The organism is Streptomyces sp. NPDC059718 (genome assembly GCF_042733315.1).
Lineage (GTDB): Bacteria > Actinomycetota > Actinomycetes > Streptomycetales > Streptomycetaceae > Actinacidiphila.
In genome coordinates this window covers 1-25,707 of the sequence record NZ_JBHWGA010000080.1, presented here as the reverse complement: position 1 = coordinate 25,707, position 25,707 = coordinate 1, and the positions used below count along the sequence as shown (strand labels likewise).

The window sequence follows — 25,707 nt, the reverse complement described above, 5'->3', positions numbered from 1 at the left end:
CTCGGCACCACTCGCGTCTCCCATCTCGCACGCCTCACCCTTGCGGCATGACCCGCTCCCGAGAGCCGATTTACGACTTTCCCAACGGAGTCCTTCCGGGCGGGGATGGGGGATCCTTCCGACCACGGCCCGCAGGATCCGGCGGAGCTCCCAGCCGTCGCGCACTTGGGAGAACGGGACTCGGCAGCACCACCCTGGGAACCGTCAGCTTCCATTGCTCGACAGCGTCCAGGGCTTGAGCCTCAATCCCCTCGGTCACTGCCCACGGCGGATCGGTCCAAGGCCGGGGGCTCTCGCCTTCGGCATCCGGTTGCTCGGCCCCAACGGCTTCCGGGCCGTTCGCTGCACACTCCATGCCTTCGGCACCGCGCCACCATCGATGCCCCGGGCATGATCACGCATCACACGCCGACCCACATAGGGCCGACGCACCGGACCGAGCTTGATTCCCCACCCATGACCCACACCGCCAGGCCCGACCTAGGGATCAGGTGCGCGACGGCTGGGAGCTCCCCCGGATCCTGCGGGCGGTGGATGGTGGGAGCGTGGATGGCCGGGGTGATCGACTCCGCGACTTCAGCCGGCCACTTTGGCCGATCCCACTTACGTGGCGGCGCCAGGTCCAGTCGTGTGGCCTGCGGTGATCCCGTCGGGTCATCCGCCGCTCGTCCCACCGCTACCAGCCGTGCGGCGCTCCATGGCGCGGGCAGTAGCCCGGGCCCGGGCCGCCACATCGCAGGCAGTCCGGACTCCCCCGTGAGTCCTCAACTGAACTTGTTCAGTTCATCCATGTGCGGCCCGTGGACCGGCGATCTCCCAAGGACGGGACCGCTAGGCGGCCACGCGCAGCACTGCCCACCAGGGCCCGCCTGACGGCCCGCGTCACCGGCCCCGCACCCGACAGCGCTGTCACCCGAATGGCGCAACATGACGTGCCACCCACATGGGTGAAGATCAAGCTGACTAGTGTCCGAACCGAGGCAATGCGTGAAAGGGGAACCACATGCGCATTCGACGAATCCTCGCCGCCGTCATCGCCACGGCAGCCCTCACCGGACTCGGCCTCACCGGCGCCGCCACCGCCACCGCTGCAACCGCCGCCACCACCGCCAGCCCCACGCCAGGTGAGTGTGAGCAGGGCGGCGGAACGGTCGATTGGGCGACCAACACCTGCAAGGGTGGCACGTACGACGGGCAGATGGTCGACTAGACCCCACTATGCGCCCCGCAGCCACGCGCTGCGGGGCGCTCCCGCACGCTCGTCCCGACCGCACGGTGGTGCCGCCGGGCGGCGCCCGGATCGAACTCCTGAAGCGGGGGTCATGCACGAGCGCCCTCCCGGGCCGTCCTCGGGCCGTGGAAGGGCGCTCAGCGATGACCAGCGATGGCCAACGTCGACAACTGCCGACAGCTCAGCAGCAGATCAGGACGTTGATCGACAAGACGGCCGCAGGTCACGGCCGCCGGCGGTCAGTTGTGGCTGTGCAGGATCTCGTTCAGCCCGCCCCACGAGCCCGTGCGCTGGAGGACCTCGACCGCGCCGGTGATGGAGTTGCGGCGGAAGAGGAGGTTGTCGGCGCCGGAGAGCTCCTTGGCCTTGACGATGGTCTCGTCGGGGAGGGAGACCCGGGTGCCCGCCGTGACGTAGAGGCCGGCCTCGACGACGCAGTCGTCGCCCAGGGAGATGCCGATGCCGGCCTCGGCGCCGAGGAGGCAGCGCTCGCCGATGGAGACGACGGCCTTGCCGCCGCCGGAGAGGGTGCCCATGATCGAGGCGCCGCCGCCGATGTCGGAGCCGTCGCCGACGATGACGCCCTGGCTGATGCGGCCCTCGACCATGGAGGTGCCCAGCGTGCCGGCGTTGAAGTTGCAGAAGCCCTCGTGCATCACGGTGGTGCCGGACGCGAGGTGCGCGCCGAGGCGGACGCGGTCGGCGTCGGCGATGCGGACGCCGGCGGGGACCACGTAGTCCGTCATGCGCGGGAACTTGTCCACGCCGTAGACCGACAGGTGCAGCCCCTCGGCGCGGGCGGCGAGGCGGGCGCGCTCGATGTCGCCGACGGGGACGGGCCCGACGGAGGTCCAGACGACGTTGGCCAGGAGGCCGAAGATGCCGTCCAGGTTCTGGCCGTTGGGCTTCACCAGGCGGTGGCTCAGCAGGTGCAGCCGCAGGTAGGCGTCGTGCGCGTCGAGCGGCTTGTCGTCGGTCGAGGCGATGACGGTGCGTACGGCGACGACCTCGACGCCGCGGCGCGGGTCCGGCCCCAGGGCCTTGGGCGCGGCGTCTCCCAGCAGCTCGGCGGCCTGCTCGGCGGTGAGCCGTTCGGTCCCGGCAGGGCCGGGCGCCGCCACGAGCTCGGGCGCGGGGAACCAGGTGTCGAGGACGGTGCCGTCGGCGGCGATCGTGGCGAGGCCTGCGGCAACGGCACCGGTGGCGCGAGAGGTGGCGGTCGTTTCAGTCATGTGTCGAACGCTAGTCGTTGCGTCCCGCACTTGCCCAACCGGCCCGCAATCCGGAACGCCGGCGCCCGCCCGCCTCGGCCCCGGCGGATCCGGTGTCCCGCGCACCCGCGTCGACGCTCCCGGAGCCGCGCCGCCACCGTGCGGCGGCCGCCAGCAGCACCGCCCCGCTGAGCGCGGCCAGCACCGCGCAGACCGGCCACAGCGCGCCGGGCGCGGCGTCGTACAGGGCGCCGCCGAGGGGCGGGGCGAGGACGGTGCCGCTGACGGAGGCCCCGGCGTACAGGGACTGGAAGCGGCCCTGCAGGTGGTCGGGGGCGCTGTCGGCCACGTAGGCGGTGGCGGTGGTCTTGTAGAGGATCTCGCCCGCCGTGAGGAGCAGCATCATCGTGACCGCGGCGGCGATGTACGGGCCGCCGGCCAGGGCGGCGTAGCCCGCGCCGACGAGGACGAGCCCGGTGCCGATGATCGGCAGCGGCGGGCGGCGGCGCAGGGCGACGGTGGCCGGGATCTCCAGGCAGAGGATGACGCCTCCGTTGACGGCGATCAGCAGGCCGTACGCGGCGGTGCCGATGCCGTGGTCGGCGAGCCAGACGGGCAGGGTGGAGTACTGCTGCCGGTAGACGGTGTCGGTGACCAGGACCGTCGCCAGCAGCACCACGACGGCGGGCCGGGCGCGCAGTGCCGCCCACAACCCGTCGGCGCCGGCGGCACGGACGGCACGGGCAGCCCGGCGGGCGCCCTGGGCGGGCAGCGCGCGGGCGGCGTAGCCGGCGAAGAGCAGCGTGCCGAGGCCGTCGGCGACGAAGAGCCAGGTGTACGAGGTGCGGGCGGCCAGGAGCGCGCCGAGCGGCGGCCCCACGGTGAAGCCCGCGTTGGAGGCGAAGCGCAGCACGGCGAAGCCCTGGCGGCGCGCACCCTCGGGGACGGAGACGGCGACGAGCGCGGAGTTGGCGGCCCGCACGGTACCGGCCGCGTACTGCGCGAGCAGCAGGACGGGCAGCAGCGCGGCGGTGGGCAGGGCGGGCAGCAGGACGAGTCCGGCGCCGGAGACGACGGACCCGGCGAGCAGCACGCGGCGGTGCCCGAGGTGGTCGCCGAACCAGCCGCCGGTGAAGTTGCCGGCGACCAGGCCCACCCCGCCCGTGCCGGCGATCAGCCCGGCCTCCGGGACGGGCAGGCCCCGTACCGAGGTCAGCCAGACGAAGAGGTAGACGAACGTGAAGCTCACGACCGCGTTCGTGAACACCCCGGCGGCCAGCAACCAGACGACCCTGGGCACCTCGCGCATGCCCGCACCCCCTCCTCCACCCAGTGAGTTCCTTTTGGAAACTCACTCCCGGCTGGCAGGATAGCGGCATGGCCCGCCGCACAGAACTCGGTGACGCGAATTGCTCCATCGCCCAGGCCCTCGACGTGGTCGGCGACTGGTGGACGCTGCTGATCGTGCGGGACGCCGCCCGCGGCGTGGATCGCTTCGACGACCTGCAGCGCGAACTCGGCGTGTCCCGCAAGGTGCTGGCCGAACGGCTGCGCCTGCTGGTCGACGCGGACGTGCTGGCCCGTGAGCCGTACCAGGACCGCCCCGTGCGCTACGCGTACCGGCTCACCCCGCGCGGCCGGGCGCTGCTGCCGGTGCTGATCGCCCTCCAGGACTGGGGCGACCAGTGGGTGCTCGGCGACGGCACGACCACCGGCACCGCACCGGACGGCTCACGGGAGGCGGAGCGCGTGCACGCGCTGGCGGGGACCCGCGTGCCCGCGCTGCTGCTCCCCGCGGGCCCGGACGGCGAACTGCTCGACCCGGTGGCCGCGGACCGCCCGTTCACGGTCCTCTACTGCTTCCCCGGCGCCTACGCGCGGCCCGCGTCCTACCCCCCGGGCTGGGGCGACATCCCGGGGGCGGCGGGTTGCACGCTGGAGTCCTGCACCTACCGGGACCGGCAGGCGGAGTTCACCGCGGCGGGCGCGGCCGTGCACGGGGTGAGCGCCCAGCGCCCGGACGAGCAGGCGGAGTTCGCCGAGCGGGAGCGGTTGCGCTTCCCGCTGCTGTCGGACGCGGAGCTGACCCTGTCCGCGGCGCTGCGGCTGCCGACCTTCCGCGCGGGCGGCGCGGTGCGGCTGAAGCGGCTGACGCTGGTGGTCGGCGCGGACCGGGTGGTCCGGCGGGTGTTCTACCCGGTCACGGACATCACGGCGAGCGTGGTGGCGGCCCTCGATGCGGTCAGGACTGCGTCGCGGCCTTGACCGCGTCCGGTTCGGCGGCCGCGTCCCGTACGCCCGGCAGCTGCCGGGCGCCGAGCACGGCCGCGCCGGCGACGACGCCGAGCACCGCGCACAGCGGCCACAGCGCGCCCGGCGCGTGCTCGTAGAGCACGCCGCCGAGCGGGGCGGCCAGCACCACGCCGCTGATGGACGCGCCGGCGTACATGCTCTGGAAGCGGCCCTGCAGGTGGTCGGGGGCGTTGTCGGCGACGTAGGCGGTGGACGGCGACTTGTAGAGGATGTCGCCCACGGTCAGCAGGATCATCATCGCGACGGCGGACGCGACGTACCAGCCGCCGGTGGTCAGCGCGGCGAAGCCGAGCCCGACCAGGATCACGCCGAGCCCGATGATCGGCAGCGGGGCACGCCGGCGCAGGGCGATGGTGACCGGGAGTTCGAGGAGGATCACCAGGGCGCCGTTGATGGCGATGAGGGCGCCGTAGACGCCCGTGCCGATGCCGTGGTCCTTCAGGTACACGGGCAGGGTGGAGTACTGCTGCCGGTAGATGGTGTCGGCGACCGGGATCGCGACGAGCAGCACCAGGACGGCGGGCCGGGCGCGCAGCGCGGACCACAGGCCGGGCGCGTCGGGCGAGGCCTCGCCCTTGGGCCGGTGGTTGCCGTTCGCCGGCAGGATGAAATGCGCGTAGACACCGAAGAAGAGCATGCCGAGGCCGTCGGCCACGAACAGCCAGTCGTACGAGATCGTCGTGGCGATCAGCGCACCGAGCGGCGGGCCCACGGTGACGCCGAGGTTCGCCATGAAGCGCAGCAGGGCGAAGCCCTGACGGCGGGAGCCCTCGGGCACGGAGAAGGCGATGAGCGCCGAGTTGGAGGCCCGGGTGATGCCGGTGGCGTACTGGGCGACCGGGAAGACCACCGCGAGGGCGGCGGTCGGCGTCAGCGGCAGGGCCGCCAGGCCGAGACCGGACACGACCATGCCGGTGATCAGGGTGCGGCGGTGCCCGAAGCGGTCGCCGAACCAGCCGCCGGTGAAGTTGCCGGCGACCATGCCGACGCCGCCCACACCGGCGATGAGTCCTGCCTGGGAGGTGCTGAGCCCACGCGGTCCGGTCAGGTAGACGAAGAGGTAGACGAAGGTGAAGCTCACCGCCGCCACGAAGAACATGCCGCTGGCCAGGAGCCACACCACCCTCGGTATGTCCTTCATCGCCTGTTTCATACTGCCCTCCGATCGACGCTCTACAAGAATCGATCACGTGAAGGCGTGAATGCGGCGCGTGAGGATGCCGGATCAGGTCGCGGCCGGTATAGGTCAGCGAACCCGGTCACATGTGCCGATGATCCGGGCGAAGACCTCGCGGGCCTCCTCCCGGTCGATGTCGCGGCCGGTCAGCAGTGCCTGCAGGCACATCCCGTCGGTGAGGGCGGCCAGCGCGCGGGCGGTGACCGGGTCGGTCCACCGGGTGAGGAGCGCGGCCATGTGGTCCACCCACTCCGCGGCGACCGGGCGTACGGCATCGTGGCGGAGCGCGGCGAGGTAGAGCTCGTACTCCAGCTGCGCACGCGGACGGTCCCGGGAGACCGTCTCCTCGACGAACCGGGCCAGTTCCGCGGCGAGGCCGACGCCGGGCGAGCCGAGCAGGGCGCGCTCCCCGACCTCCCGGAAGAAGGCCTCGTTGCACTGCCGCAGCGCGGCCACCAGCAGGTCGTCGAGGGTGGCGAAGTGGTACGTGGTCGAGCCGAGCGGGACGTCCGCCGCCGCGGCGACGGCCCGGTGGCTCAGCCCGGCGATGCCGCGCTCGCCGACGACGCGGATCGCGGCGTCGATGATGCGCTGCCGCCGCTCCGGGTCGTACCGGCGGGCCATCAGTGGGCGCCGCCGAGGTTGAGGACGACCACCCCGGCGATGACCAGGGCGATCCCCGTCAGCTTGGCGGCGGTGGCCGCCTCGCCGAGGAAGACCATGCCGATGGCGGCGATCGCGGCCGTGCCGACTCCGGCCCATATCGCGTAGGCGGTGCCCACCGACATCGACTTGAGCGTCTGCGCGAGCAGCGCGAAGGCGATCAGGTAGCCGGCGGTGGTGCCGAGGGAGGGCCACAGCTTGGTGAAGCCGTCGCTGTACTTCATGGACGTCGTACCGAGCACTTCCGCGAGGATCGCCCCGCCCAGCAATGCGTATGCCATGCGTACAAGCGTACACATCGATGTGTACGCTTGTACGCATGGCGGGCCCCTCAGGACCGGCGCGGCCACCACCGCTTCCGGGCGGTGTCCGGCGCCGGCGCCAGGCCCAGCGAACCCGTCAGGAAGAACTCCCCGTCCACCCAGTGCCCCGGGGCCGGGGTGTCCGTCAACTCCTCGCCGGCCACGGCGACATCGACCTCGTGGCCGCCGATGGTGCGCACCCGCAGCCGGTGGAAGCGGCCGCCCCCGGCCTCGCCTTCGTGGACCTCGGCGAGCAGGACCTCCCCGGCGAACGCCGCGTGCGCCGAGGGCACCCAGTCCTCGCCCGCCCCCTCCGGCGTGAACAGGCCGAAGGGAATGAGGTAGTCGGGCGCGAAACCGATCTCGCCCTCCTCCTGCGCGGCGTCGTACGCCTGCCTGCCCCCGGTGTGGAGGGTGAGCCGCTCCGCGAGCGCGGCGAGGCGCAGTTCGCCCTCGGGGGCCGTACCGCCCCGGGAACGCAGCACGGCGCGGTCCTCCAGCTCCACCGCGAGCGGGCACAGCATCGTCCCGCCGGGCCGGTCCAGCAGTTCGAGCCGGGCGGTCTCCTCGTCCACCAGCGCCACGCGGGCCACCGGCACCGGCTCTCCGGCGGGCGCCAGGCAGGGCAGCACCTGGGCGATCGAGCGCCCCTGCGTCTCGATGACGACCCGGGCGCCACCGGCGCCCGTCCACACGTGCCGGCTCAGCTCACCCTCGACCTGCTGCGTGTCCGCGCGTTCCAGGAGCCCGACGACGAGTGAACGGAAGGAGTCCCGGTCGGTCACGCCGAGTCCGATGGCGGCGAAATGACTGCTCATGCGCGGAAGACTCGCCGACCCGGAGGAACCCGCGCAAACGAAAATACGACCGCGGGACGCCGCTCCTGCCCGGAGCGGCGTCCCGCGGTCGTGGTCCCGTGCGGGTCAGACGTTGAAGCCGAGCGCGCGCAGCTGCTCGCGGCCCTCGTCGGTGATCTTGTCGGGGCCCCACGGCGGCATCCAGACCCAGTTGATCTTCAGGTCGTTGACGATGCCGTCGGTGGCCGACTTCGCCTGGTCCTCGATGACGTCGGTCAGCGGGCAGGCCGCCGACGTGAGCGTCATGTCGAGGGTCGCGACGTTGCCGTCGTCGATGTGGATGCCGTAGATCAGGCCGAGGTTGACGACGTCGATGCCCAGTTCGGGGTCGACGACGTCGTAGAGGGCCTCACGGATCTCCTCCTCGCTCGCCGGCTTCGTCGTCGTCACTTCTGCGTTCTCGCTCATGCGGACTCCCTGACCGCGCCATCGCCCAGAGCCTGGGCGGTGGCGTCCTTCCACGCCATCCAGCTCAGCAGCGCGCACTTGACGCGCGCCGGGTACTTCGAGACGCCCGCGAACGCGACCGCGTCCTCCAGCACGTCCTCCATCGCGTCGTCGGGCTCCAGCTTGCCCCTCGACTGCATCAGCTCCAGGAAGACCTCCTGGACCTTCACGGCCTCGTCGACCTGGCGGCCGACGAGCAGTTCGTTGAGCACGGAGGCACTGGCCTGGCTGATGGAACAGCCCTGGCCCTCGTAGCTGATGTCCCGGATGGACGTGCCGTCGAGCTTGACGCGCAGCGTGATCTCGTCACCGCACGTCGGGTTGACGTGGTGCACCTCGACGTCACCGTCGCGCAGGCCGCGGCCGTGCGGGTTCTTGTAGTGGTCCAGGATGACTTCCTGGTACATCGAATCCAGCTTCACAGGCTTCGCCGTCCGTCCCTCAGCCGAAGAAGTTCCGTACGTGCTCCAGGCCCTCGACCAAGGCGTCGACCTCGGCCGGCGTGGAGTACAGATAGAACGACGCTCGTGTGGTCGCGGGAATTCCGTACCGCAGGCAGACCGGCCGCGCGCAGTGGTGGCCGACGCGCACGGCGATGCCCTGCTCGTCCAGGACCTGGCCCACGTCGTGCGGGTGGATGTCGCCCAGCGTGAAGGAGATCGCGGAGCCGCGGCCCTCGGGGGTGTCCGGGCCGATGATCTTCAGCTCGGGCACCTCCTTCAGCCGCTTCAGCGCGTACTCGGTGATCGCGTGCTCGTGCGCGGCGATCTTGTCCATGCCGATGGCGCTCAGGTAGTCCACGGCCGCGCCGAGGCCGACGGCCTGGGCGATCGGGGGCGTACCCGCCTCGAACTTGTGCGGCGCGGGCGCGTACGTCGACTCGTGCATGGAGACGGTCTCGATCATCTCGCCGCCGCCCAGGAACGGCGGGAGGTCCTCCAGCAGCTCCTGGCGGCCCCACAGCACGCCGATGCCGGTCGGGCCGAGCATCTTGTGGCCGGTGAAGGCCACGAAGTCGGCCTGCAGCGCCTGCACGTCCAGCACCATGTGCGGCGCGGCCTGCGAGGCGTCGATCAGCACCAGGGCACCGACCTCCTGGGCGCGGCGCACGATCGCCTCGACCGGGTTGACCGTGCCCAGGATGTTGGAGACGAGCGTGAAGGAGACGATCTTCGTCTTCTCGGTGATGACCTGCTCGATGTCGCTCAGGTCGAGCCGGCCGTCGTCGGTCAGGCCGAACCACTTCAGCTTCGCGCCGGTGCGCTGCGAGAGCAGCTGCCACGGGACGATGTTGGAGTGGTGCTCCATCTCCGTGATGACGATCTCGGTGTCGCTGTCCACGCGGTAGGGCTCGTCGGCCCAGCCCAGCATGTTGGCGACCAGGTTCAGCGACTCCGAGGCGTTCTTGGTGAATATCACCTCGTCGCGGCTCGGGGCGTTGACGAACGCGGCGATCTTGTCACGGGCGCCCTCGTACAGCGCCGTGGCCTCCTCGGCGAGCGTGTGCACACCGCGGTGGACGTTGGCGTTGTAGCGCTCGTAGTACTCGCTGAGGGCGTCGATGACCTGGCGCGGCTTCTGCGAGGTCGCCGCGTTGTCCAGGTAGACGAGTTTCTTCCCGTCGTGGACCAGCCGGTCCAGCACCGGGAAGTCCTTGCGGATCGCCTCGGTGTCCAGCAGGCCCGGCAGCTGCAATGTCATGCGGACGCGCCTCCCTTCACATAGGCCTCGTAGCCCTCGGCCTCCAGCTTGTCCGCCAGCTCCGGGCCGCCGGACTCGGCGATCCGGCCCGCGGCGAAGACGTGGACGTGGTCGGGCTTGATGTAGCGCAGGATGCGCGTGTAGTGGGTGATCAGCAGGGTGCCGACCTCACCGCTCTCGCGCACCCGGTTGACGCCCTCGGAGACGATGCGCAGCGCGTCGACGTCCAGGCCGGAGTCGGTCTCGTCGAGGATCGCGATCCTGGGCTTGAGCAGTTCGAGCTGGAGGATCTCGTGGCGCTTCTTCTCACCGCCGGAGAAGCCCTCGTTGACGTTGCGCTCGGCGAAGGAGGGGTCCATGTGCAGGCGCTCCATGGCCTCCTTCACCTCCTTCACCCAGGTGCGCAGCTTCGGGGCCTCGCCGCGGATGGCGGTGGCCGAGGTGCGCAGGAAGTTGGAGACGGAGACGCCGGGGACCTCGACCGGGTACTGCATGGCCAGGAAGACGCCCGCCCGGGCCCGCTCGTCGACGGACATGGCCAGCACGTCCTCGCCGTCCAGGGTCACCGTGCCACCGGTGACGGTGTACTTCGGGTGCCCGGCGAGCGAATAGGCCAGGGTCGACTTGCCGGAGCCGTTCGGGCCCATGATGGCGTGGGTCTCGCCCTGCTTCACGGTCAGGTCGACACCGCGGAGGATCTCCCGCGGACCGCCCTCGGCCTCGACGGAGACGTGCAGGTCGTGGATCTCAAGCGTTGCCATGGGTGTCTCAGGACTCCTGGGTGACGGAGACGAGCACATCGTCCCCTTGGATCTGAACGGGGTATACGGGGACGGGCCGCGTCGCGGGCAGCCCGGACGGCTTGCCGGTCCGCAGGTCGAAGGAGGAGCCGTGCAGCCAGCACTCGATCTGGCAGTCCTCCACCTCGCCCTCGGACAGCGAGACGTTCGCGTGCGAGCAGATGTCGTTGATCGCGAACACCTCGCCCTCGGTGAGCACGACCGACACCGGCACGCCGCCGAGCTCGACACGCTTGGGCGTGTCCTCCTCGAGCTCGCTCAGCGCGCAGGCGCGGACGAAACCTTCGGCGGCGGTCATACGACGGACGCCTCCAGTTCCGCGTCGATCTTCTCCAGCAGGCGCTCCTGCAGGTCGGCGACGCCGATCTGCTGGATCAGCTCGGCGAAGAAGCCGCGGACGACCAGCCGGCGGGCCTCGTCGGCCGGCATGCCGCGGGCCATCAGGTAGAACAGCTGCTCGTCCTCGAAGCGGCCGGTCGCCGAGGCGTGGCCGGCGCCGACGATCTCGCCGGTCTCGATCTCCAGGTTCGGCACCGAGTCGACCCGGGCGCCGTCGGTGAGCACCAGGTTGCGGTTGAGCTCGTAGGTGTCGGTGCCCTCGGCCTCGGCGCGGATGAGCACGTCGCCGATCCACACCGCGTGCGCGTCCCGGCCCTGCAGCGCGCCCTTGTAGGCCACGTTGGACCGGCAGTGCGGGGTGTCGTGGTCGATGAAGAGGCGGTGCTCCTGGTGCTGGCCCTCGTCGGTGAAGTACAGGCCGTAGAGCTCGGCCTCGCCGCCCGGGGCCCCGTAGACGACCCGCGGGTGCAGCCGCACGACGTCGCCGCCGAAGGTGACCACGACGGACTTGAAGGTCGCGTCGCGGCCGACCAGCGCGGTGTGCTGGGCCGCGTGCACGGCGGTGTCGTCCCAGTCCTGGATCGACACGACGGTCAGCTTGGCGCCGTCACCGATCAGGTACTCGACGTTGGCCGCGACGACGGCGTCACCGGTGTGGTCGATGACCACGACCGCCTCGGCGAAGGCGCCGACCTCGACGACCTGGTGGCCGAAGGCGACCCCGCCCTGGCCGTGCACCGAGATCCGCACCGGCTCGGCGAGCACCGCGTCCTTGGGGACGGAGATGACCGACGCCTTCTCGAAGGAGCTGTAGGCCTGGGCGGCGACCCGGTCCACCGGCTTGCCCGCCTTGCCGACCCGGGCGTCGTCCCGGCCGACGGTCTCGACGGTGACGCCCGCGGGGGCGCTCACCTCGACCTTGACGCCGCCACCGGTCGCGACGGCGGTGCCGTCGTGCAGACCGCGCAGCCGCTCCAGCGGGGTGAAGCGCCACTCCTCCTCGCGGCCGTTCGGCACGGGGAAGTCGGCCACGTCGTAGGACGCGGGCGCGCTGACCCGGGCGTCCCGGGGCTGGCCGACCTGGATGGCGCCTTCGGTGGTGGCACCGGCGGCCGGGATGGTTTCAGCCATGGCTGTCTTACTGCCTCTTTCTGCCTATTTGTGCTCGCTCGCCTCCGGGCGCTCGAATCCGCTTCCGACGTTCCTCGACACTGCGCTCGTTCCTCGCTTGGTCTCGTCACCTTCGGAAGCGGCGCGCCCGTTGGCTCGCTCACGGCCCTGCAGGGGCATCGGTTCGTGGTGGACGGAGCAGCCGGGCGTCAGCCGACCGCGCCCTCCATCTGCAGTTCGATCAGCCGGTTGAGCTCCAGCGCGTACTCCATGGGCAGCTCGCGCGCGATCGGCTCCACGAAGCCGCGGACGATGGTGGCCATCGCCTCGGTCTCCTCCAGGCCGCGGCTCATGAGGTAGAAGAGCTGGTCCTCGCTGACCTTGGAGACGGTCGCCTCGTGGCCCATCGACACGTCGTCCTCGCGGACGTCCACGTACGGGTAGGTGTCCGAGCGGGAGATCGTGTCCACCAGCAGCGCGTCGCACAGCACGTTCGACTTGGAGCCGGCGGCGCCCTCGCCGATCTCGATCAGGCCGCGGTAGGAGGTGCGGCCACCGCCGCGGGCCACCGACTTGGAGACGATCGAGGAGGAGGTGTTCGGCGCCATGTGCACCATCTTGGCGCCGGCGTCCTGGTGCTGGCCCTCGCCCGCGAAGGCGATCGACAACGTCTCGCCCTTGGCGTGCTCGCCCATCAGGTAGACGGCCGGGTACTTCATGGTCACCTTGGAGCCGATGTTGCCGTCGACCCACTCCATGGTCGCGCCCTCGTACGCCACGGCACGCTTGGTGACCAGGTTGTACACGTTGTTCGACCAGTTCTGGATCGTCGTGTAGCGGCAGCGGCCGCCCTTCTTCACGATGATCTCGACCACGGCGCTGTGCAGGGAGTCCGACTTGTAGATCGGCGCCGTGCAGCCCTCGACGTAGTGGACGTAGGCGTCCTCGTCGACGATGATCAGCGTCCGCTCGAACTGGCCCATGTTCTCGGTGTTGATCCGGAAGTAGGCCTGCAGCGGGATCTCGACGTGCACGCCCTTCGGCACGTAGATGAAGGAGCCGCCGGACCACACCGCAGTGTTCAGGGAGGCGAACTTGTTGTCACCCGCCGGGATGACCGTGCCGAAGTACTCCTGGAACAGCTCCGGGTGCTCCTTCAGCGCCGTGTCGGTGTCCAGGAAGATGACGCCCTGCTCCTCCAGGTCCTCGCGGATCTGGTGGTAGACGACCTCCGACTCGTACTGCGCGGCCACACCCGCGACCAGCCGCTGCTTCTCCGCCTCGGGGATGCCCAGCCTGTCGTAGGTGTTCTTGATGTCCTCGGGCAGGTCCTCCCAGGACTCCGCCTGCTTCTCCGTGGACCGCACGAAGTACTTGATGTTGTCGAAGTCGATGCCGGACAGGTCCGAGCCCCAGGTGGGCATGGGCTTCTTCCCGAAGAGCTTCAGGCCCTTGAGACGCAGCTTGAGCATCCACTCGGGCTCGTTCTTCTTCGAGGAGATGTCGCGGACGACGTCCTCGCTCAGGCCTCGACGGGCGGCGGCACCGGCTACGTCCGAGTCGGCCCAGCCGTACTCGTAGTTGCCCAGACCCTCGAGTTCAGGGTGAGCCGTCTCCAGGGGGGCAGTCATGCGGGGTTCCTCCCGGCGTTGCTTGCGGTGTTGGTCGGTGCGGTGGAGCCGGCCGGCGACGCGGTCTTCGGCACGAAGGTGGTGCAGACACCGTCCCCGTGGGCGATGGTCGCCAGCCGTTGTACATGGGTGCCGAGCAGGCGGGAGAAGACCTCGGCCTCCGCCTCGCACAGCTGCGGGAACTGCTCGGCGATGTGGGCCACCGGGCAGTGGTGCTGGCAGAGCTGCTCCCCGGCGGAGGCGGGCGCGCCGCGCGTGGTGGCAGCGTACCCGTCCTGACTGAGGGCCTCGGCGAGCGCCTGCGTGCGCTCCTCGGGGTCGGCCGCCTCGACGACCGCCCGGTAGCGTTCGGCCTGCGCGGCGACCCGGGCACGGGCGAAGGCGGACACCGCGGCGTCGCCGTCCTCCCCGCCTCCGGCGGACTCGGCGATCCAGCGCATGGCGTCGGCGGCGAGCTGGTCGTAGGCCTGGTCGAAGGCGTCGCGACCGCAGTCGGTCAGCGCGAACACCTTGGCGGGGCGGCCGCGGCCGCGGTTCCCGTAGACCCGCTTCTCACGCGGCTCGACCATGCCCTCGGCGAAGAGCGCGTCCAGGTGCCGGCGTACGGCCGCCTGGGTCAGCCCAAGCCGTTCCGCCAGGTCGGCGGCGGTCGACGGCCCGTGGACCAGGACGGACCTGGCGACCCGGTTGCGGGTGCTCCGCTCCCCGGTCGTCTGCTCCTCCTGAGCCTCGGACACGTTTTTCACAAGACCAGTGTTGCGTAATTCATCTCGGAGAGGCAAGCGGCGGCCCCCCGGGTGAATGTCTGCTGCGTCACTTAGGGAAACCTAACCTGACCTGCGGAAACGATCTTCCCCGGTGCCCGGGACCGGCCCCCGCGCACCCGCCACGGCCGGCGGCGGCCTCGGGCACCGCCCTCCCGGCGGAGCGCGCCCCTGGGGTTCGTAGACTTCCCGTCATGCGAATGGACCCCGCGGTCGAGGTGACCGGACTGGTCAAGCGATACGGCCCCAAGACCGCGGTGGACGGGCTCGACCTGACCGTCGCCCGGGGCACCGTGGCCGCCGTGCTCGGACCCAACGGAGCCGGGAAGACCACCACCGTCGAGACCTGCGAGGGATACCGCCGTCCGGACGGGGGCGGGGTCCGCGTGCTGGGGCTCGACCCGGTACGGGAGGCCGCCGCGCTGCGGCCCCGGATCGGCGTGATGCTGCAGTCCGGCGGCGTGTACGCCGGTGCCCGCGCCGAGGAGATGCTGCGGCACACCGCCAAGCTGCACGCCCACCCCCTCGACCCCGCGCTGCTGATCGAACGGCTCGGCCTGGAGTCCTGCGGCCGTACCCCGTACCGCCGGCTCTCCGGTGGCCAGCAGCAGCGTCTGGCGCTCGCGATGGCGGTCGTGGGCCGCCCGGAGCTGGTGTTCCTGGACGAGCCGACGGCCGGCCTGGACCCGCAGGCCCGCCGCGCCACCTGGGAGCTGGTCCGCGAGCTGCGTGCCGACGGCGTCACCGTCGTCCTGACCACGCACTTCATGGACGAGGCCGAGCAGCTCGCGGACGACGTCGCGATCGTCGACAAAGGCCGCGTGATAGCGAGCGGCACCCCCGAGGAACTGTGCCGCGGCGGCGCGGAGAACACCCTGCGCTTCAGCGGCCGCCCGGGACTGGACCTCGCCTCGCTGCTCAAGGCACTGCCCGCCGACTCCGCCGCCGTGGAGCTCACCCCGGGCAGCTACCGCATCGAGGGCAAGGTCGATCCGCAGATGCTGGCCACCGTCACCTCCTGGTGCGCCCAGCACGGCGTGATGCCCGACCGCCTCGCGGTCGAGCGGCGCACCCTGGAGGACGTCTTCCTGGAGCTCACCGGCAAGGAGCTGCGTTCGTGACCGCCACCGGCACCTTCACCCCCGACCCCGGCGCGGCCCCGCTGCCCCGGATGATCGGCGCGCAGACGGCACTGGAGACCCGGATGCTGCTGCGCAACGGCGAGCAGCTGCTGCTGACCGTCGTCATCCCCACGCTGCTGCTGGTGCTCTTCAGCGCCGTCGACATCGTCGACACCGGCGCCGGCAAGGCCGTCGACTTCCTGGCCCCCGGCATCCTCGCGCTGGCCGTGATGTCCACCGCCTTCACCGGCCAGGCCATCGCCACCGGCTTCGAGCGGCGCTACGGCGTGCTGAAGCGGCTCGGCGCGTCACCGCTGCCGCGCTGGGCGCTGATGACCGCCAAGACCGGCTCCGTGCTGGTGACCGAGATCCTGCAGATCGTCCTGCTCACCGTGATCGCGTTCGCCCTGGGCTGGTCGCCGCACGGCAACCCGCTCTCGGTGCTCCTGCTGCTCGTCCTGGGCACGGCGGCCTTCTCCGGCCTCGGCCTGCTGATGGCCGGCACGCTCCGCGCCGAGGCCACGCTCGCCGCCGCGAACCTGGTCTTCCTGCTGCTGCTCGTCGGCGGCGGGGTGATCGTGCCGCTCGACAAGTTCCCCGGAGCCGCGCGCTCCGTCCTGGAACTGCTGCCTGTCTCGGCCCTGTCGGACGGCCTGCGCGACGTCCTCCAGCACGGCGCCGGCGTGCCCTGGGGCGACCTGGGGATCCTCGCCGTGTGGGCGGTGCTGGGGCTCGGCGCGGCGGCGCGCTGGTTCAGGTGGGAATGACGCGGTCCACGTAGCGGGCGAAGCCGGCGTCCTTCCGCTGGTCGACGCCGCTCACGTCCCCCGCCCCCTCCCCTGGGCGTCCCCCTCGTGAAGGAATGCACAAGGAGGCCCCTACGATGGTGGCCGTGCCGAATCTCAGCCAAGCAGGCCAAGCCGCGCGAAACCCCCTGGCCTTCATCGCCCAGCGCTGGACCCCGTCCCCCGGGACGGTCCGGCGGGCCGCGCTGGCCGCGCTCGTGATGAGCGTCGTCATCGTGGTGACCGGCGGCGCCGTCCGGCTGACCGGTTCGGGTCTCGGCTGCCCGACCTGGCCCAAGTGCACCGACGACAGCCTCACCGCGACCGGCGCCATGGGGCTGCACGGGGCGATCGAGTTCGCCAACCGCATGCTGACCTACGTGCTGTGCGCGGCCGTCGGCTGGGCGATCATCGCCGCCCGGGCCGCGGAGCCGTGGCGGCGCGGACTGACCCGGCTGGGCTGGGCCCAGTTCTGGGTCGTCATGGGCAACGCCGTACTCGGCGGCATCACCGTCCTGACCGGTCTCAACCCGTACACCGTCGCCGCGCACTTCCTGCTCTCCAGCGCGCTGATCGCCGTCGCGCTGCTGACGTGGCAGCGGGCCGGCGAGGGCGACGCGGGACCGCGCCCCCTGGTCGGCAAGCCGGTCCGGCAGCTGGCGTGGGTGCTGGTCGCCGCCTCCGCGGCGCTGATCGCGGTCGGCACGCTCGTGACGGGGGCGGGGCCGCACGCGGGCGACAGCAGCGACGTGCCGCGCGTCCCGGTGAAGTGGGAGACCATCTCGCAGCTCCACGCCGACCTGGCGTGGGTGGTGTGCGGGCTGACGATCGCGCTGTGGTTCGTGCTGCGTGCCGTCGACGCCCCCGGGGGGCCGCGGGCCCGGGTACGGGACCTGCTGGTCGTGCTGCTGGCGCAGGGCGTCATCGGCTACGTCCAGTACTTCACGAAGCTGCCCGAGATGCTGGTGGCCCTCCACATGCTCGGGTCGACGCTGGTGTGGATCGCGGTGCTGCGGGTGCTGCTCTCGATGCGCGAGCGGCCGGAGACCGAGCCCGGCGAGGCGCCGGTGGCCGAGGCCGTCGCGGCCGCCCCCGAGCCCGCGCCGGCCGCCTAGCCGCCACCGGCCCGGTCAGCCGAGCCGGTACAGCCGTCGCGCGTTGTCCGCGGCCACCATGGCCGCGACGCGCCGCGCGTCGGCCGCCGACCAGGCACCGTCCGCGACCCAGCCGCCCAGCACGTCGCGCACCGCGCCGCGGAAGGCCTCGGCGCCGGTCACGTACAGCTCGGGCAGCCCGTAGGCGTCCGTGGAGAACAGCAGCTTCCCGAACGGCGCCAGCTCCAGGAACTCCGCGAGGACCGCGCCCGCCCGTACCCCCACATGGGTGAGGGCGAGACCGACGTCCGCGTGCACGTGGGGGAAGACGTTCGCCAGGTAGGCCGCCTGACGGTGGTACGGGTAGCAGTGCAGCAGCACCAGGTCGGTACCCGTGCCCGCGGTCGCCCGGGCGAAGTCCGTCAGCAGCGCCGGATCGGCGTGGTCGAGCCGCAGGTCCGGGTCGCCGAAGCCGGTGTGCAGTTGCAGCGGCAGCCCGGTCGCGACGGCCGTCCACAGCAGGTGCCGCAGCAGGACGGGGTGGTCGAGCCGGGCGCGGCCGGCGCGGCGCGCGTCCAGCCACGCCCCGGCGGCGTGCCGGACCTCACCGGGCGCCGGGGGCTCCGGGGCGAGGCCCAGTCCGTGGCGGTAGGCGGCGATCGACTTGAAGCCGGCGGCGGTGCGCGCGGCGGCGTGGACGGCCTCGGCGATGCCCTCGACCAGGGCCCCGGCCGAGTCGCGGCTCCCGGCGACGTCCTCGGCGAGCCGCTCCAGCCGTACGATCTCCCGCTGCCCTCCCCCACCCGCCGCGGCCAGCTCCGCGGGCGTCGTCAGGTCGCCCGGCAGTCCGGTGTCGACGACGTACGTGCCGATGCCGCTCCCGTGCAGCAGCCGGCGCGTGGTCTCGTTCGCCCCGAGTTCACGCCGCCGGGCGAGGTAGCTCGCCGGCGGGCAGTGCGGCTCCAGGCCGAGCAGCGGCGGGCACCAGCGGCGGACGGCGAAGCCGGTCTGGGTGTCGAAGTAGGTGGTGCCGGGCGCCGCGGGCGCGTCGGACTCGGTGAGGTACCCCTCGAAGGCCGCGATGCCGAGGTCGCCGCGGACGACGCCGTGGCAGTGGTGGTCGACCAGCGGCGGCAGCTCGATCACCACCGCCACCGGGTGGCCTCCGCGAGCTCGGCGGGCCCGTACTCGGCCAGTGCCTCGGACTCGGCGCGCCGCACCGCGACCACCGCGCCGAACAGCGCCTCCCCCAGCGCCTCCTTCAGCGTCCCGCTGCGCACCAGGTGCGAGACGGCCTCGCTGAGCGAGGTCGGCAGCCGCTTCTGGTCGCCGCGCTCGCCGGGATCGCCGCTGACCGGAGGGGGCAGCGTTCCCGCGCCGTCGCGCAGGCCGGCCAGGCCCGCCGCGATGACGGAGCCGACCAGGAGATAGGGGTTGGCCGCCGCGTCGAACGGCTTGAGCTCGGCGTGACCGCCGTCGGGGTCGTCGGACTCGCCCGGCACCAGGCGCAGCGCCGCCTCGCGGTTCTCCACGCCCCAGCAGCGGTGCACGCCGGCCCAGCGGGAGGGGACGAGCCGCAGGTAGCTGGCCGGGGACGGGGCGCCGATGGCGCAGAGAGCGGGCAGGGCGTCGAGCACGGCCGCCAGGAAGGTGTTCGCGGCGGGCGCCAGGCCGTACGGGGCGCTGGGGTCGCGGTGCAGGTTGTGCCCGTGCTCGCGCAGGCTCAGGTGCAGGTGGCAGCCGTTGCCGACCTGCCCGGCGACGACGGCCGGGGCGAAGGAGGCGCGCAGGCCGTGGGCGGCGCTGACCGCGCGTACGGTCTCGCGGACGAGGACGACCTCGTCGGCGGCGCGCACCGGGTCGGCGGGCGCGGTGGAGACCTCGAACTGGCCGGGCGCGTACTCGGGGTGCACCTGCAGCACCTCGATGCGCTGCGCGGCGAGCGCGTCGTGCAGGTCGAGCAGGTAGTCCGAGAGTTCGGTCACCCGCGTCAGGCCGTAGGCCGGGCCGCGGGACGCCCAGTCGCCGCTGCCGTCGTCCTTGACCACGACCCATTCGGTCTCGAAGCCCATCCGCAGCTCCAGGCCGCGCTCGGCGGCCCGCTCCGTCATGCGCCGGGCGAACAGCCGCTGGCAGGCGGGGTGCGGGCGGCCGTCCTGGTCGTAGCGGTCGGCCGGGGCCCAGGCCCAGCCGGGCCGGGCGGCCAGCACGGTGAGGCGGTCCAGGTCGGGGAAGAGACGCAGGTCGCCGTCAGGGCCGGCGATGTACGGGGAGGAGGTGATGGCGTCGTCGGAGGTGAAGACGTCGAAGACCGGCGACATGCCCACCCCGCGGAGCGCGGCGTGCGGCAGCCGGGCGGTCGGCACGGTCTTGGCCCTGCTGATGCCCGCGTTGTCGACCCAGCTGACGGCGACGGCGCGCACGCCCTCCGCGGACAGCCGCGCCGCTTCCCGGCGGGCCGTCAGCCGCCGCTCGTCCCGTTCCTCGGTCTCCACCGACGCCTCCTCGTACCGGCCCGTCCGTCGACCGGACCACTCCCATGGTCCTTAACGGGCGTGCCCGGCGTCAGGTGTTGGCGCGTCCGCCGATCTGGATCCCGGCCATCCGCGACCACTCGTAGCGGCCGGTGCGCACCTTGGCCGCGAGGTCGCCGTCGAAGGACTCGTGCACGGTGATCCCGGAACGCTCGACGGCGCTGCGGGCGATGTCGTACGTGGGCGCCACCAGGTCGCCCCACTCGCCGTTCTCGCCGACGAGCACGATGCGGGTGCCGACCTCGCCGATGTACGCGATCTGGCCCTCGGCGCCGCCGCCGTGGCTCTTGGCGAACGCGGTGATCTGCTTCGCCAGGCGGGCGGCGCGGCGCTCGGCACGGGCCGCGGCCCGGCGGTCCGCGGCCTGGGTGACTGCTTCCTGGGTCTCTGCCATGAAAGGAATGCTACCCGCCGGTAATCAGCGCAGGAAGGGGTCCACGGCGACGGCCACGAACAGCAGCGTCGCGTAGGTGATCGACCAGTGGAACAGCCGCATCTCCTTCAGCTTGGCGCCGACCACACCGGCCTTCGCCCGCCCGTACAGGGCGTGCGCCTCGACCAGCCAGAAGGCGCCCAGCAGCACGGCGGCGGCCGCGTAGAACCAGCTCGCCGCGCCGAGCGGCCACCACAGGGTGAGCGAGACCAGCACCATCACCCAGCTGTAGATGACGATCTGCCGGCCGACCACGACGTTGCCCGCCACCACCGGCAGCATGGGCACGCCCACGCGCGCGTAGTCGTCCTTCACCTTCATCGACAGCGGCCAGTAGTGCGGCGGCGTCCAGAAGAAGAGGACGAGGAAGAGGACGAACGGCGCCCAGGCCAGCTCGTTCCGCACCGCCGACCAGCCGATGAGCACCTGCATGCAGCCGGCGATGCCGCCCCAGACGATGTTCTGGGCGGTGCGGCGCTTGAGGCCGAGGGTGTAGACGAAGACGTAGTAGAGGATGGCGGTGAGGGACAGCGCCGCCGACAGCGGGTTGACGAGCACCCAGAACCAGGCGGTGGAAACCACCGAAAGCGTGACGCCGAAGACCAGGCACTCCCACGGCGCCACCATGCCGGTGACCAGCGGGCGCTGCTCCGTACGGTGCATGAGCGCGTCGATGTCACGGTCGATGTACATGTTGAGGGCGTTCGCGCCGCCCGCCGACATGTAGCCGCCGATCATGGTCGCCGCGACCAGCCAGAGGTCGGGCACACCACCCGCCGCAAGGAACATCACCGGAACCGTCGTGATGAGCAGCAGCTCGATGATGCGCGGCTTGGTCAGCGCCACGAACGCCATCACACGGGCACCGAACGGCCGGTGGCGATGGCTCGATCCGATGGCTCCGGCGGGCCGGGATTCGACGGCCGTCACGAACACCCCTGAGGAAAAGTCCAGCAAGCGGCTCCGCTTGCGCGTACCACGCCACTTTAGACGTAGCGGATACTCCGCCCGCGCTCGGGGGTGGCACGTGTTGGCCTCCATAGCGCAAGAGAGGCGCAACCTGAAGGTGTTCTGTGTTCAACAGGCGAAGAAACGCTGACCGGGGCACGCTGGTGACACCACCGGTGCCGGGGAGGGAATGTGGCTGCCCGGGGATCGGTTGCGGCAGGCGTCGGGCCCACACTCGAATAGGTGCACGTACGTGCAGGGGTAGGCTCGGCAACGCCCGGTGTGCACTTCGTCACCGGCGTAATACATGTGGAGAGGAGCCCTCTCAGGTGAGCACCGAGCCGACCACCACCGAGCTGGAGTGGACCGAGCTTGACAGGCGTGCGGTTGACACCGCCCGGGTTCTGGCGATGGATGCCGTACAGAAGGTCGGCAACGGCCATCCGGGTACGGCGATGAGCCTCGCCCCCGCGGCCTACCTGCTGTTCCAGAAGCTGATGCGGCACGACCCCTCGGACGCCGGGTGGACCGGTCGCGACCGCTTCGTCCTCTCGCCGGGACACACGTCCCTGACGCTGTACACGCAGCTCTTCCTTTCGGGGTACGGCCTGGAGCTGGAGGACCTCAAGGCCTTCCGCACCTGGGGCTCGCGCACCCCCGGCCACCCCGAGCACGGTCACACGACGGGTGTGGAGACCACCACCGGCCCGCTGGGCCAGGGTGTCGCCAACGCGGTGGGCATGGCGATGGCCGCCCGCTACGAGCGCGGCCTGTTCGACCCGGACGCGGCGCCGGGCGAGTCGGTCTTCGACCACACCATCTGGGCGATCGTCTCCGACGGCGACCTGGAGGAGGGCATCTCCGCCGAGGCGTCCTCGCTGGCCGGGCACCAGAAGCTGGGCAACCTCGTCGCCCTCTACGACGACAACCACATCTCGATCGAGGGCGACACCGCGACCGCCTTCTCCGAGGACGTGCTGAAGCGCTACGAGGCCTACGGCTGGCACGTGCAGCGCATCGAGCAGGACCCCTCGGGCGACTTCGACGTCCGGGCCCTGTACGCCGCCTTCGCGAAGGCCAAGGCCGTCACCGACCGCCCCTCGATCATCGCGGCCCGCACGATCATCGCCTGGCCCGCCCCGAACGCGCAGAACACCGAGGCCGCCCACGGCTCGGCGCTGGGCGACACCGAGGTCGCGGCCACCAAGAAGGTGCTGGGCTTCGACCCCGAGCAGGACTTCGAGGTCGTCCCCGAGGTGCTGGCGCACGCCCGCAAGGTCGCCGACCGCGGCCGCGAGGCCCACGCGGAGTGGACCAAGCGGTTCGAGGAGTGGCGCTCCGCCAACCCGGAGCGGGCCAGGACCTTCGACCGCATCCACGCCGGCGAGCTCCCGGCCGGCTGGGAGGACGTCGTCCCGGAGTTCCCCGCGGGCAAGGACGTCGCCACCCGCAAGGCCTCCGGCGAGGTGCTGAAGGCGCTGGGCGGCGTGATCCCCGAGCTGTGGGGCGGCTCCGCCGACCTGGCGGGCTCGAACCTCACCACCATCGACGCCTCGTCGTCCTTCCTCCCCGCCGACAACCCGCTGCCGGAGGCGAGCCCGTACGGCCGCACCGTGCACTTCGGCATCCGCGAGCACGCCATGGGCTCGACCATGAACGGCATCGCGCTGCACGGCAACACCCGTGTCTACGGCGGCACCTTCCTGGTGTTCTCGGACTACATGCGCCCGGCGGTCCGTCTGGCGGCGCTGATGAAGCTGCCGGCCACCTACGTGTGGACGCACGACTCCATCGGCCTGGGCGAGGACGGCCCGACCCACCAGCCGATCGAGCACCTGGCAGCGCTGCGCGCCATCCCCGGCCTCAACGTCGTCCGTCCGGCCGACGCCAACGAGACGGCGATCGCCTGGGCTGAGATCATGCGCCGCCACACGGCCAACCCCGCCCCGCACGGTCTGGCCCTCACCCGGCAGAACGTGCCGACCTACCCGGCCAACGAGGACACCGTCAAGGGCGGGTACGTGCTGTTCGACGCCGAGGGCGGCCAGCCCCAGGTGATCCTGATCGCGACCGGCTCCGAGGTGCAGCTGGCCGTCGAGGCCCGCGAGCAGCTGCAGGCCGACGGCATCCCGGCGCGCGTGGTCTCCATGCCGTCCGTGGAGTGGTTCGAGGAGCAGGACCAGGCGTACCGCGACAGCGTCATCCCGCCGAACGTGCGGGCGCGGGTCGCCGTCGAGGCCGGCATCGGGCTGACCTGGCACCGCTTCGTCGGCGACGCGGGCCGGATCGTGTCCCTGGAGCACTTCGGGGCAAGCGCCGATTACAAGGTCCTCTACCGCGAGTTCGGTCTGACCGCGGAGGCCGTGGCCGCCGCGGCGCGCGACTCGCTCGCCGCCGCCGCACGCTGACGCACCGACGCATACGACGTACCGAGGAGATGCAGAACCCATGACAGACGCACTCAAGCGCCTCTCCGACGAGGGCGTGGCGATCTGGCTCGACGACCTGTCCCGCAAGCGGATCACCTCCGGCAACCTGGCCGAGCTCATGGACCAGAGCCACGTGGTCGGTGTCACCACCAACCCCTCGATCTTCCAGAAGGCGATCTCCAGCGGGGACGGCTACGAGCAGCAGCTCACCGACCTCGCCGCCCGGAAGCTGACGGTGGACGAGGCCCTGCGCATGATCACCACCGCTGACGTGCGCGACGCCGCCGACGTGCTGCGCCCGCTGTACGACGCCAGCGGCGGCCAGGACGGCCGGGTGTCCATCGAGGTCGACCCGCGTCTGGCGCACAACACCGTCGCCACCATCGCCGAGGCCAAGCAGCTCGCCTGGCTGGTGGACCGGCCCAACACCCTGATCAAGATCCCGGCCACCAAGGCGGGCCTGCCGGCCATCACCGAGGTGATCGGCCGGGGCATCAGCGTCAACGTCACGCTGATCTTCTCCCTGGAGCGCTACCGCGGGGTCATGGACGCCTACCTGGCGGGCCTGGAGAAGGCCCGGGCCGCGGGCCTGGACCTCTCCCTGATCCGCTCGGTGGCCTCCTTCTTCGTCTCGCGGGTGGACACCGAGATCGACAAGCGCCTGGAGAAGCTGGGCAGCGACGAGGCCAAGTCCCTCAAGGGCAAGGCCGCCGTCGCCAACGCCCGGCTCGCCTACCAGGCGTACGAGGAGGTCTTCTCCTCCGACCGCTGGCAGGCGCTGGAGCACGAGGGCGCGCACAAGCAGCGTCCGCTGTGGGCCTCCACCGGCGTGAAGGACCCGTCCTACCCGGACACCCTGTACGTGACCGAGCTGGTCGCCCCGGGCATCGTCAACACCATGCCCGAGGCCACGCTCGACGCGGTGGCCGACCACGGTGAGGTCACCGGGGACACCATCCGCGGCACGTACGAGCAGTCCCAGGGCGAGCTGGACGCGATCGCCGCGCTCGGCATCTCGTACGACGACGTCGTCCAGCTGCTGGAGGACGAGGGCGTCGAGAAGTTCGCGGCGTCCTGGAACGAGCTGCTGGGCTCGACCGAGGCCGAGCTCAAGCGCCTGGCGCCGAAGGAGGCGTAAGCACGTTGAGCAGCGCCAACCCGCTGCGTGACGCATCGGACCGACGGCTCCCGCGCATCGCGGGACCGTCGGGCCTGGTGATCTTCGGCGTCACGGGCGATTTGTCACGCAAAAAGCTGATGCCTGCCGTGTACGACCTCGCCAACCGCGGGCTGCTGCCACCGGGCTTCTCGCTCGTCGGCTTCGCGCGCCGCGACTGGGCGGACGAGGACTTCGCGCAGGTCGTCCACGACTCCGTCAAGGAGCACGCGCGCACCCCCTTCCGCGAGGAGGTCTGGCAGCAGCTCTCCGAGGGGATGCGGTTCGTCCCCGGCGACTTCGGCGACGACCAGGCCTTCGAGAAGCTGCGCGCCACGGTCGACGAACTGGACAAGGCCCGCGGTACGGGCGGCAACTTCGCCTTCTACCTCTCGGTGCCGCCCAAGTTCTTCCCGAGCGTGGTCCAGCAGCTGAAGAAGCACGGGCTGTCCGATCCTCCCGAGGGCTCCTGGCGACGGGCCGTCATCGAGAAGCCCTTCGGCCACGACCTGGCCAGCGCCCAGGAGCTCAACCAGGTGGTCCACCAGGTCTTCCGCTCCCAGGACGTCTTCCGGATCGACCACTACCTGGGCAAGGAGACCGTCCAGAACATCCTGGCGCTGCGCTTCGCCAACACGATGTTCGAGCCGCTGTGGAACCG

The 25,707-nt window shown here is 71.6% G+C and carries 26 protein-coding genes; 8 read left to right on the top strand and 18 right to left on the bottom strand.

Annotated elements, in window-relative coordinates; genetic code table 11:
* Nucleotides 1–1,003 precede the first annotated feature (1,003 nt).
* Nucleotides 1,004–1,210 carry a hypothetical protein gene (locus tag ACFV3E_RS44210; protein ID WP_500327265.1) on the top strand — a complete coding sequence of 69 codons (207 nt, stop codon included), beginning with the start codon at nt 1,004–1,006 and terminating at the stop codon, nt 1,208–1,210.
* Nucleotides 1,211–1,470: 260 nt separating this feature from the next.
* Here ACFV3E_RS44210 and dapD read toward each other — a convergent pair whose 3' ends face one another.
* Both dapD and ACFV3E_RS44200 read right to left on the bottom strand, forming a co-directional pair.
* Entirely contained in the window at nt 1,471–2,463 is a 993-nt protein-coding gene (dapD, locus tag ACFV3E_RS44205; RefSeq protein ID WP_500541861.1) for a 2,3,4,5-tetrahydropyridine-2,6-dicarboxylate N-succinyltransferase, read from the bottom strand.
* Between the two features lie 10 nt (nt 2,464–2,473).
* Nucleotides 2,474–3,751 carry an MFS transporter gene (locus tag ACFV3E_RS44200; protein ID WP_500541859.1) on the bottom strand — a complete coding sequence of 426 codons (1,278 nt, stop codon included), beginning with the start codon at nt 3,749–3,751 and terminating at the stop codon, nt 2,474–2,476.
* A gap of 68 nt (nt 3,752–3,819) precedes the next feature.
* Between ACFV3E_RS44200 and ACFV3E_RS44195 the strand changes: the two genes are divergently transcribed.
* Nucleotides 3,820–4,707: a winged helix-turn-helix transcriptional regulator gene (locus ACFV3E_RS44195; RefSeq protein WP_500541857.1), complete on the top strand. Its 888-nt coding sequence runs from the start codon at nt 3,820–3,822 to the stop codon at nt 4,705–4,707.
* On the opposite strand, the gene ACFV3E_RS44190 is transcribed toward ACFV3E_RS44195, so the two are convergent.
* The 12 genes from ACFV3E_RS44190 to ACFV3E_RS44135 all read right to left on the bottom strand — a co-directional run bounded on the left by ACFV3E_RS44190 (nt 4,685) and on the right by ACFV3E_RS44135 (nt 14,528).
* Entirely contained in the window at nt 4,685–5,896 is a 1,212-nt protein-coding gene (locus ACFV3E_RS44190) for an MFS transporter (RefSeq protein WP_500541855.1), read from the bottom strand. The genes ACFV3E_RS44195 and ACFV3E_RS44190 overlap by 23 nt on opposite strands.
* A 105-nt stretch (nt 5,897–6,001) precedes the next feature.
* Entirely contained in the window at nt 6,002–6,556 is a 555-nt protein-coding gene (locus tag ACFV3E_RS44185; RefSeq protein WP_500541853.1) for a TetR/AcrR family transcriptional regulator, read from the bottom strand.
* Complete coding sequence (locus ACFV3E_RS44180; protein ID WP_500327259.1) at nt 6,556–6,876, bottom strand: DMT family transporter; 321 nt, start codon at nt 6,874–6,876, stop codon at nt 6,556–6,558. Before ACFV3E_RS44180 ends, ACFV3E_RS44185 begins: the two co-directional genes overlap by 1 nt.
* 50 nt (nt 6,877–6,926) lie before the next feature.
* The gene (locus ACFV3E_RS44175; RefSeq protein ID WP_500541851.1) at nt 6,927–7,715 is read right to left on the bottom strand and encodes a hypothetical protein; all 789 of its coding nucleotides are present in this window, start codon (nt 7,713–7,715) and stop codon (nt 6,927–6,929) included.
* Between the two features lie 105 nt (nt 7,716–7,820).
* Nucleotides 7,821–8,162, bottom strand: coding sequence for a metal-sulfur cluster assembly factor (locus ACFV3E_RS44170; protein WP_500541849.1), 342 nt, complete (start codon nt 8,160–8,162; stop codon nt 7,821–7,823).
* Nucleotides 8,159–8,623: a Fe-S cluster assembly sulfur transfer protein SufU gene (sufU, locus tag ACFV3E_RS44165; protein ID WP_500370205.1), complete on the bottom strand. Its 465-nt coding sequence runs from the start codon at nt 8,621–8,623 to the stop codon at nt 8,159–8,161. The genes ACFV3E_RS44170 and sufU overlap by 4 nt, the downstream gene beginning before the upstream one ends.
* Nucleotides 8,624–8,642: 19 nt before the next feature.
* Nucleotides 8,643–9,902 carry a cysteine desulfurase gene (locus ACFV3E_RS44160; RefSeq protein ID WP_500370204.1) on the bottom strand — a complete coding sequence of 420 codons (1,260 nt, stop codon included), beginning with the start codon at nt 9,900–9,902 and terminating at the stop codon, nt 8,643–8,645.
* Complete coding sequence (gene sufC, locus ACFV3E_RS44155) at nt 9,899–10,663, bottom strand: Fe-S cluster assembly ATPase SufC (RefSeq protein WP_500541847.1); 765 nt, start codon at nt 10,661–10,663, stop codon at nt 9,899–9,901. Before sufC ends, ACFV3E_RS44160 begins: the two co-directional genes overlap by 4 nt.
* 7 nt (nt 10,664–10,670) lie before the next feature.
* Entirely contained in the window at nt 10,671–11,000 is a 330-nt protein-coding gene (locus ACFV3E_RS44150) for a non-heme iron oxygenase ferredoxin subunit (RefSeq protein WP_396348051.1), read from the bottom strand.
* Complete coding sequence (gene sufD, locus ACFV3E_RS44145; protein ID WP_500541845.1) at nt 10,997–12,172, bottom strand: Fe-S cluster assembly protein SufD; 1,176 nt, start codon at nt 12,170–12,172, stop codon at nt 10,997–10,999. The genes ACFV3E_RS44150 and sufD overlap by 4 nt, the downstream gene beginning before the upstream one ends.
* 188 nt (nt 12,173–12,360) lie before the next feature.
* Nucleotides 12,361–13,782, bottom strand: coding sequence for a Fe-S cluster assembly protein SufB (gene sufB / locus ACFV3E_RS44140; protein ID WP_500370201.1), 1,422 nt, complete (start codon nt 13,780–13,782; stop codon nt 12,361–12,363).
* Complete coding sequence (locus ACFV3E_RS44135; RefSeq protein ID WP_500541843.1) at nt 13,779–14,528, bottom strand: helix-turn-helix transcriptional regulator; 750 nt, start codon at nt 14,526–14,528, stop codon at nt 13,779–13,781. Before ACFV3E_RS44135 ends, sufB begins: the two co-directional genes overlap by 4 nt.
* A 212-nt stretch (nt 14,529–14,740) precedes the next feature.
* Here ACFV3E_RS44135 and ACFV3E_RS44130 point away from each other — a divergent pair, with 212 nt between their 5' ends.
* The 3 genes from ACFV3E_RS44130 (at nt 14,741) to ACFV3E_RS44120 (ending at nt 17,567) form a co-directional block, all read left to right on the top strand.
* On the top strand, nt 14,741–15,667 hold the full coding sequence (locus ACFV3E_RS44130) for an ABC transporter ATP-binding protein (RefSeq protein ID WP_500541841.1): 927 nt from the start codon (nt 14,741–14,743) through the stop codon (nt 15,665–15,667).
* The gene (locus tag ACFV3E_RS44125; RefSeq protein WP_500541839.1) at nt 15,664–16,434 is read left to right on the top strand and encodes an ABC transporter permease; all 771 of its coding nucleotides are present in this window, start codon (nt 15,664–15,666) and stop codon (nt 16,432–16,434) included. Before ACFV3E_RS44130 ends, ACFV3E_RS44125 begins: the two co-directional genes overlap by 4 nt.
* Before the next feature lie 116 nt (nt 16,435–16,550).
* Complete coding sequence (locus ACFV3E_RS44120; protein WP_500541837.1) at nt 16,551–17,567, top strand: COX15/CtaA family protein; 1,017 nt, start codon at nt 16,551–16,553, stop codon at nt 17,565–17,567.
* Nucleotides 17,568–17,582: 15 nt separating this feature from the next.
* On the opposite strand, the gene ACFV3E_RS44115 is transcribed toward ACFV3E_RS44120, so the two are convergent.
* From ACFV3E_RS44115 to ACFV3E_RS44100, 4 genes are all read right to left on the bottom strand, one after another.
* Nucleotides 17,583–18,692, bottom strand: coding sequence for an amidohydrolase family protein (locus tag ACFV3E_RS44115; RefSeq protein WP_500541863.1), 1,110 nt, complete (start codon nt 18,690–18,692; stop codon nt 17,583–17,585).
* Nucleotides 18,689–20,041: a glutamine synthetase family protein gene (locus ACFV3E_RS44110; RefSeq protein WP_500541835.1), complete on the bottom strand. Its 1,353-nt coding sequence runs from the start codon at nt 20,039–20,041 to the stop codon at nt 18,689–18,691. The genes ACFV3E_RS44115 and ACFV3E_RS44110 overlap by 4 nt, the downstream gene beginning before the upstream one ends.
* Nucleotides 20,042–20,111: 70 nt before the next feature.
* Nucleotides 20,112–20,474 (bottom strand): hypothetical protein, encoded by a 363-nt coding sequence (locus ACFV3E_RS44105; protein ID WP_499511226.1) that lies wholly within the window; start codon nt 20,472–20,474, stop codon nt 20,112–20,114.
* 24 nt (nt 20,475–20,498) lie between these two features.
* Nucleotides 20,499–21,443: a heme o synthase gene (locus tag ACFV3E_RS44100; RefSeq protein ID WP_500370196.1), complete on the bottom strand. Its 945-nt coding sequence runs from the start codon at nt 21,441–21,443 to the stop codon at nt 20,499–20,501.
* A 347-nt stretch (nt 21,444–21,790) separates the two neighbouring features.
* Between ACFV3E_RS44100 and tkt the strand changes: the two genes are divergently transcribed.
* The 3 genes from tkt to ACFV3E_RS44085 form a co-directional block, all read left to right on the top strand.
* Complete coding sequence (tkt, locus tag ACFV3E_RS44095) at nt 21,791–23,869, top strand: transketolase (protein WP_500541833.1); 2,079 nt, start codon at nt 21,791–21,793, stop codon at nt 23,867–23,869.
* Nucleotides 23,870–23,909: 40 nt separating this feature from the next.
* Nucleotides 23,910–25,028 carry a transaldolase gene (gene tal, locus ACFV3E_RS44090; RefSeq protein WP_500541831.1) on the top strand — a complete coding sequence of 373 codons (1,119 nt, stop codon included), beginning with the start codon at nt 23,910–23,912 and terminating at the stop codon, nt 25,026–25,028.
* Between the two features lie 5 nt (nt 25,029–25,033).
* Nucleotides 25,034–25,707 (top strand): glucose-6-phosphate dehydrogenase (locus ACFV3E_RS44085; protein WP_500541829.1); only part of this gene is annotated, 674 nt, incomplete at its 3' end.